Origin of the sequence: Psychrobacter sp. 16-MNA-CIBAN-0192 (genome assembly GCF_040309565.1) — a bacterium.
GTDB lineage: Bacteria > Pseudomonadota > Gammaproteobacteria > Pseudomonadales > Moraxellaceae > Psychrobacter.
Genome location: NZ_JBEOOX010000028.1, coordinates 1 through 5,267 on the forward strand (window position 1 = coordinate 1; position 5,267 = coordinate 5,267).

At 38.0% G+C, this 5,267-nt stretch carries 6 protein-coding genes; 3 read left to right on the top strand and 3 right to left on the bottom strand.

The features are described from left to right. Positions 1-292 precede the first annotated feature (292 nt). Together mobV and repM are read left to right on the top strand one after the other, a co-directional pair. Positions 293-1,174, top strand: coding sequence for a MobV family relaxase (gene mobV / locus AAEY78_RS12120; RefSeq protein WP_352339602.1), 882 nt, complete (start codon positions 293-295; stop codon positions 1,172-1,174). Positions 1,175-1,680: 506 nt separating this feature from the next. Then, positions 1,681-2,679: a replication initiation protein RepM gene (repM, locus tag AAEY78_RS12125; protein ID WP_352339603.1), complete on the top strand. Its 999-nt coding sequence runs from the start codon at positions 1,681-1,683 to the stop codon at positions 2,677-2,679. A 279-nt stretch (positions 2,680-2,958) separates the two neighbouring features. On the opposite strand, the gene AAEY78_RS12130 is transcribed toward repM, so the two are convergent. Then, entirely contained in the window at positions 2,959-3,591 is a 633-nt protein-coding gene (locus AAEY78_RS12130; protein WP_352339604.1) for a hypothetical protein, read from the bottom strand. 179 nt (positions 3,592-3,770) lie between these two features. Here AAEY78_RS12130 and AAEY78_RS12135 point away from each other — a divergent pair, with 179 nt between their 5' ends. Next, on the top strand, positions 3,771-4,142 hold the full coding sequence (locus tag AAEY78_RS12135; protein WP_352339605.1) for a hypothetical protein: 372 nt from the start codon (positions 3,771-3,773) through the stop codon (positions 4,140-4,142). On the opposite strand, the gene AAEY78_RS12140 is transcribed toward AAEY78_RS12135, so the two are convergent. Next, a complete protein-coding gene (locus AAEY78_RS12140; RefSeq protein ID WP_352339606.1) occupies positions 4,099-4,317 on the bottom strand; it encodes a type II toxin-antitoxin system RelB/DinJ family antitoxin in 219 nt (72 codons plus the stop codon). The two genes, AAEY78_RS12135 and AAEY78_RS12140, sit on opposite strands and share 44 nt — an antisense overlap. A 252-nt stretch (positions 4,318-4,569) precedes the next feature. Then, entirely contained in the window at positions 4,570-4,953 is a 384-nt protein-coding gene (locus tag AAEY78_RS12145) for a hypothetical protein (protein WP_352339607.1), read from the bottom strand. Positions 4,954-5,267: the final 314 nt, after the last annotated feature.

The window sequence follows — 5,267 nt, forward strand, 5'->3', positions numbered from 1 at the left end:
TACGCACCCTAAAGGGACTGCCAAGTTGCTGATATTGTTAAGGTTAATAAAATCAGTTATAGGAAAAGTGTACACAAATTGTTTACAAAACTAATGTTAGCCATTGATTTATAAAGGAAAAATATGTCTACAAATTGTATACAGCCTTGCTTCTAAGAATTGAAAAATACCCCCTGAATAGCCCTTTTTCGCCTCTTTTTGCGTCAAAAATCGCGCTTTCCTAACAGCTGAATTTGTGGTGTAGTAAGTATCCTTCAATGAAATTAACCCCAATTATCAGGAAAAAGTGGCGATGAACTACGCGATTCTAAGAACGGTAAAATTAAAGACCATGGGCAACATTGGTGGCAGTCTGGCACACAACTATCGAAAGATAGAAACGCTTAATGCGGATCCCAATCGTACCCCTAAAAATCATCATAGCGTTGCGACCCCTGAAGCCGTCAAACAGGCAATACAAAATCGGCTCCCTGAAAAAAGACGCGCTGATGCGGTGCTCTGTATTGAGTATTTGATCACCGCCAGTCCTGAATGGGAAGGCTGGGGAAATGACAAGGAAGCGGAGTTTTTTGAGCGAGCGAGTTTATGGCTCAGTGAGAAGCATGGGGAAGAAAACATTGCGGGTATGAGTATTCACAGAGACATAAGCACACCGCAGCTGGTCGCTTATGTGGTTCCTATTGACCAAAGAGGGAATCTCAACTGTAAGGATTTTCTAGGGGGTCGAGTTAAATTAAGCCAGATGCAAACCGATTTTGCCAATGCGGTTACTGATCTGGGGCTAACAAGGGGCAAGGAAGGCTCTAAAGCCAAGCATACCAGTATCAAGGCGTATTACCACGACATTAACCACGCGAGGGATTTTAGGATCACAGCCGAACCACCTAGACCTGAATTATTTGAAAGCAAGGCGAGCTACGGTGAGAAAGTGATATCAGCCGTTATTGAGCAAATAGAACCAACTGTGAAAGCGGCAAACAGCATCCTGATGGACTACGAAAAGGCGAGAGTAGATAAAAAAGTTGCGGAAGATAGCTATGACACCTTAAAAAAACGTGTTGAGCCTTACTTAATAGCGACTCAGGGGTTAAATCAAGAGGAAATAGCTAGGGTAAATGAGGTAATACAGCTAGAAAGCCTTAAAATCGCTGTAGAGAGGGATAAAATTAAATAGGCTATGGAGGTATACAAATAGCATTAGACATCTCTTAAATCTAATTCTATGGGTAAATAGAGTGGTTTCTATAGCTCATTATCGAGGTCTAAGCAAAATAAAGTTACTAGGATGCTAAAATTACTGGAGAATTTGAGAAATCCTGCTGCTTTGTATGAGGTTAAAACAGGTTGATAGTTTACCTGACCAAATAGAACCCAAGAAAGACCCTGATATTTCGATGTAATTAGTGTCTTTTTCTTTTGTCTTTTGTCTTTAAAAAAACCAAAAAACCTATTTTTCTATTTGTAATCTTTATTTGTACTATTTTTCCGTACGCTACAGCCCAATGGTATCAATGTCTCCATCGTTCATTAAACTATAAATTCCGATTTTAAAAACTATAAATTCCGAGCAGAATTGATTTATAAAACTATAAATTCCGATTTTAAAAACTATAAATTCCGAGCATTTAACTATGATATATGTTACATAGTTATAACTATAAAAAATAAGGGTATAGTTAAATGAATAATAATGCTTTAGTTGTCAAAGAAAATTCACTTATTCAAGCGAGCTACAATCTGACATTGGTTGAACAAAGATTAATTTTATTAGCAATCATAGTAATTAGAGAGCACACACATAAAAATGAGCTTGATTACATAGCATTTGACAAGCCTGTGAGAGTTTTTGCTGAAGACTACATAAGGCAGTTTAATGTGAATAGCCGTTCAACAGCTTATGAAGGGCTGAAAGACGCTTGTAAGGCATTATTTTCAAGGCAGTTCAGCTACCAAGAGAAAAGGGGAAGAGGGGTAGCAAACATAACTAGCCGTTGGGTGTCTGATGTTGCTTATATTGACAATCAAGCAGTGGTAGAACTTACTTTTTCTAGGGTTATTATCCCTTTAATTACTGAGCTTGAGCGGAGTTTAACCAGTTATGAGATTAAGCAAGTAAGTCAACTTACCAGTGGTTATGCTTTGAGGCTTTATGAGGTATTGGTTGCATGGAAGAGCAAACCTAAAACACCCAAAATAGATATTGATGAATTTAAGGGCAAATTAGGGCTAACTCCTGACCAATACCCACGCATGGACAACTTCAAGAGAATAGTATTGAATCCTGCTATTGAACAGATAAATAAGCATACTGATATTACTGTTGAGAGTAACCAGTACAAAGAAGGACGTAGGGTTGCAGGCTTTTGGTTTAACATCAAGCAGAAGAAAACAAAAGACAAAACGATAGAAAAAAACCGTGACCCTAACACGATAGACTGGATTAACAATCAAACTGATAATGAAGTCAATGCACTAAACCCTAAGCAGCTTGCTAGGGCTGTGAATAGCAAGAAATTCATATCTGATTACGCTCACTTGGTAATGCCACAAAACCCTGCTAACAGCTCATCTAGTGCATGGATTACGCACATGGCGACTTGGCTCAAGAAAGACCCTAACAAGTTCACCAAACGACCTATGAAAGAGTATCTTGATGACGAACAAGCAGATAGATTTTAAAAGTGAAATGACAATTTAGAGAGTATGTTGGATAGGTATGGTTCCCTAGTGAGGACTTGAACCTTTGCCTGTAGGCTAATGATATCGGTATATTGAGATATTTAGGTAGTCGCGGTGTACTTCGTTGTGTACATGCAGTGAGCTTTTGGGTCATTATTTTTATTTATCATAAGCGCTATTATGAGAATATGCTCAGTACGCTATACAGGCTTTGAAATATCGGCTGATTGTCTTGCTTAAGAAGACTTACAAATATATTAAATAGCCACTATGTCCTATTCAATCTTGATACCACTCTTTCATATAATTAATAGCCATCGTATTTATAGCCTGCCAGTCAGCTAAATGTTTTTTTGAAAACTGAACTCTTACGTAATTATTATATTCAGGATTCATATATTCCATTTGGCATGTTCTATCTTGGTCTTCATTAACTGTAGGCATACAGCGAATCATAATAGGTGATTTTAAATCGGTATTTCCTATGTAATATATATCATAGGTATCGCCTGACCCGATGTATGCTTCTAATTCATAAGCATCTTTATCAAAATCTCTATTTTCCTCTTGCTTGATAGTATCTATCCTAGTAGGTATATCAGCACCTTCGATTTTTGAATTTTTAGCTGCCCAGTGAAACCCTATAATGTCATTATCATAGTCAAAGACATTTGGGTCTTTATCACTATTATTAAGGCCTCGACCACTCGGCCAAAAGAAATAACTATGACCCATATCCGTCTCGAAACTTGCGTAACTCCCTGTGTCTGGCCTAACAATATGATTTAATGGAATGGTGTAGTTGTCTCCATCTACATCTACTTTAATTTGAGCATTAGGGTCATGTACATTTGGCTTAGCACAACTTACTAATATCAATAAACTTCCCAATAATAAAAATATGGTCTTCATTATATTGTCCTTAAGGGAAGTAGAAATTTCATTCGTTAATATTATGGTTTTTTCAAATATGGTTCGGTGCGCTATACCCCAGTAGAACCAGCTCCTAGCCCTATAAAATGATATCCCAGACTATCTAAAATAGACTGTTATTACGGAACTACCTTAAAACAGCCAGAGGAGTATTATCGGTGCAAGACAGTAAACAGCAAACTCCGGTATCAAGCTTAGATTTTAATAATTTGCGCAAACTTATGGATGCCTTGATTCATCTGAAAAAAATTAATGATCTGGATTCTCTTGATGCGGACTACAGCTTTGAATGGCAGGAAGATGCCAACGAGATGATTGATGGTATCAATAAGTATGTAGAGCAAACGTTAGCTAGTTTAGAGGCGGAGAGCTACCAAAATGCTTTCTGTAGTCTGACTTCCTTGAGAATACGCCTACAGGAATTAGGGTGTACAATAAATGGGATCACTAACGATACTATTTTACTGCGCTGTGATGATAAAAAATTCACTTGGCCGCCATTAAATGAAGACTGTCGCCTTCTTGAATGATAGCGCTAGGCGTAGCTTGATAATCAAACGACAAGGGTACGGTATTGGTCTCTGCGACCTGATTCAGAAACAGTTTGATTGCTTGCGAAGGGGTTAATCCGTAACTTTCAAACACTGAAAAAGCGCGGTCTCTTAGCTCCTGATCGAGCCTGATATTATAATTAGTAGTAGTCATGGCATTACCTTTTATTTACTGAAGTACACTCAATGTAAACCAAAGGTATAGGCATAACAACTATTATATGAAATCTGATATATTAAGTAGTGATACTCTGTTCATTCAATGGCGCAAGAAAAATCCGTGATTTTCTGATCAATACTTTTTTACATCACCTACCGCTCAGAAATGGAACGACCCCCTAAAGGCTTCACATTGCGTCAGCAGATGACCGGTGATTCGTCCTTGTGGTTCTCGTATAAAAAACATCTATTTTCTTTCAGTTTCAACCTGTCTTTTCATCTCATCTAATGCCGCTTGTAATTCTTCAGGCGTCAGTGCTCTGTCTGAGTCATCCTCACTGTCTGTATCGTCCTCTTGAATCGGATCACTACCGCGCAAATCAATAACAATTTGTTTAACAGCTTTATGCTTGGTCTCAACCTTATTTCTAGAATCCTCTGTAGCGACAGACGATTCGTTTAACCGTTTTTTATAGCGGTAGAGATAACTTCTTAGCGTAGACACCGACAAGTCTAAATCATGACTTTCAGCCAGTATCTCAACCACCCCTTCATGAGTATAGGTATCCAGTAAACCCTCAATCACCGCATACAGCGACCGAAATTTTGAAAACTTTGTTCTTGTCGCCATCGTTGTCCACCTATGAAAATATCGACCTTGATTACCAGTCTTTTGTAGGGAGAATACCGTAAAAGGTCATCATTATAGGCTATTTTGCCTCACTTATGCATTAAGAAAGCATCGTAATGAGGTGGTAACGCTCTTATCAGCCTTTTTTGCTAAAAAAGCTGACGACAGGTAGAAAATAACCAATTTTTCTACCTGTTTTTTCTGGTCATTAAATTATTCAATTTAATGACTACACCATACGCACCCTAAAGGGACTGCCAAGTTGCTGATATTGTTAAGGTTAATAAAATCAGTTATAGGAAAAGTGTACACAA

What these genes read in the sequence shown, in the direction of transcription:
- AAEY78_RS12145 (WP_352339607.1), bottom strand. Translation starts at nt 4,953, where the DNA reads ATGGCGACAAGAACAAAGTTTTCAAAATTTCGGTCGCTGTATGCGGTG.
- repM (WP_352339603.1), top strand. Translation starts at nt 1,681, where the DNA reads ATGAATAATAATGCTTTAGTTGTCAAAGAAAATTCACTTATTCAAGCG.
- mobV (WP_352339602.1), top strand. Translation starts at nt 293, where the DNA reads ATGAACTACGCGATTCTAAGAACGGTAAAATTAAAGACCATGGGCAAC.
- AAEY78_RS12130 (WP_352339604.1), bottom strand. Translation starts at nt 3,591, where the DNA reads ATGAAGACCATATTTTTATTATTGGGAAGTTTATTGATATTAGTAAGT.
- AAEY78_RS12140 (WP_352339606.1), bottom strand. Translation starts at nt 4,317, where the DNA reads ATGACTACTACTAATTATAATATCAGGCTCGATCAGGAGCTAAGAGAC.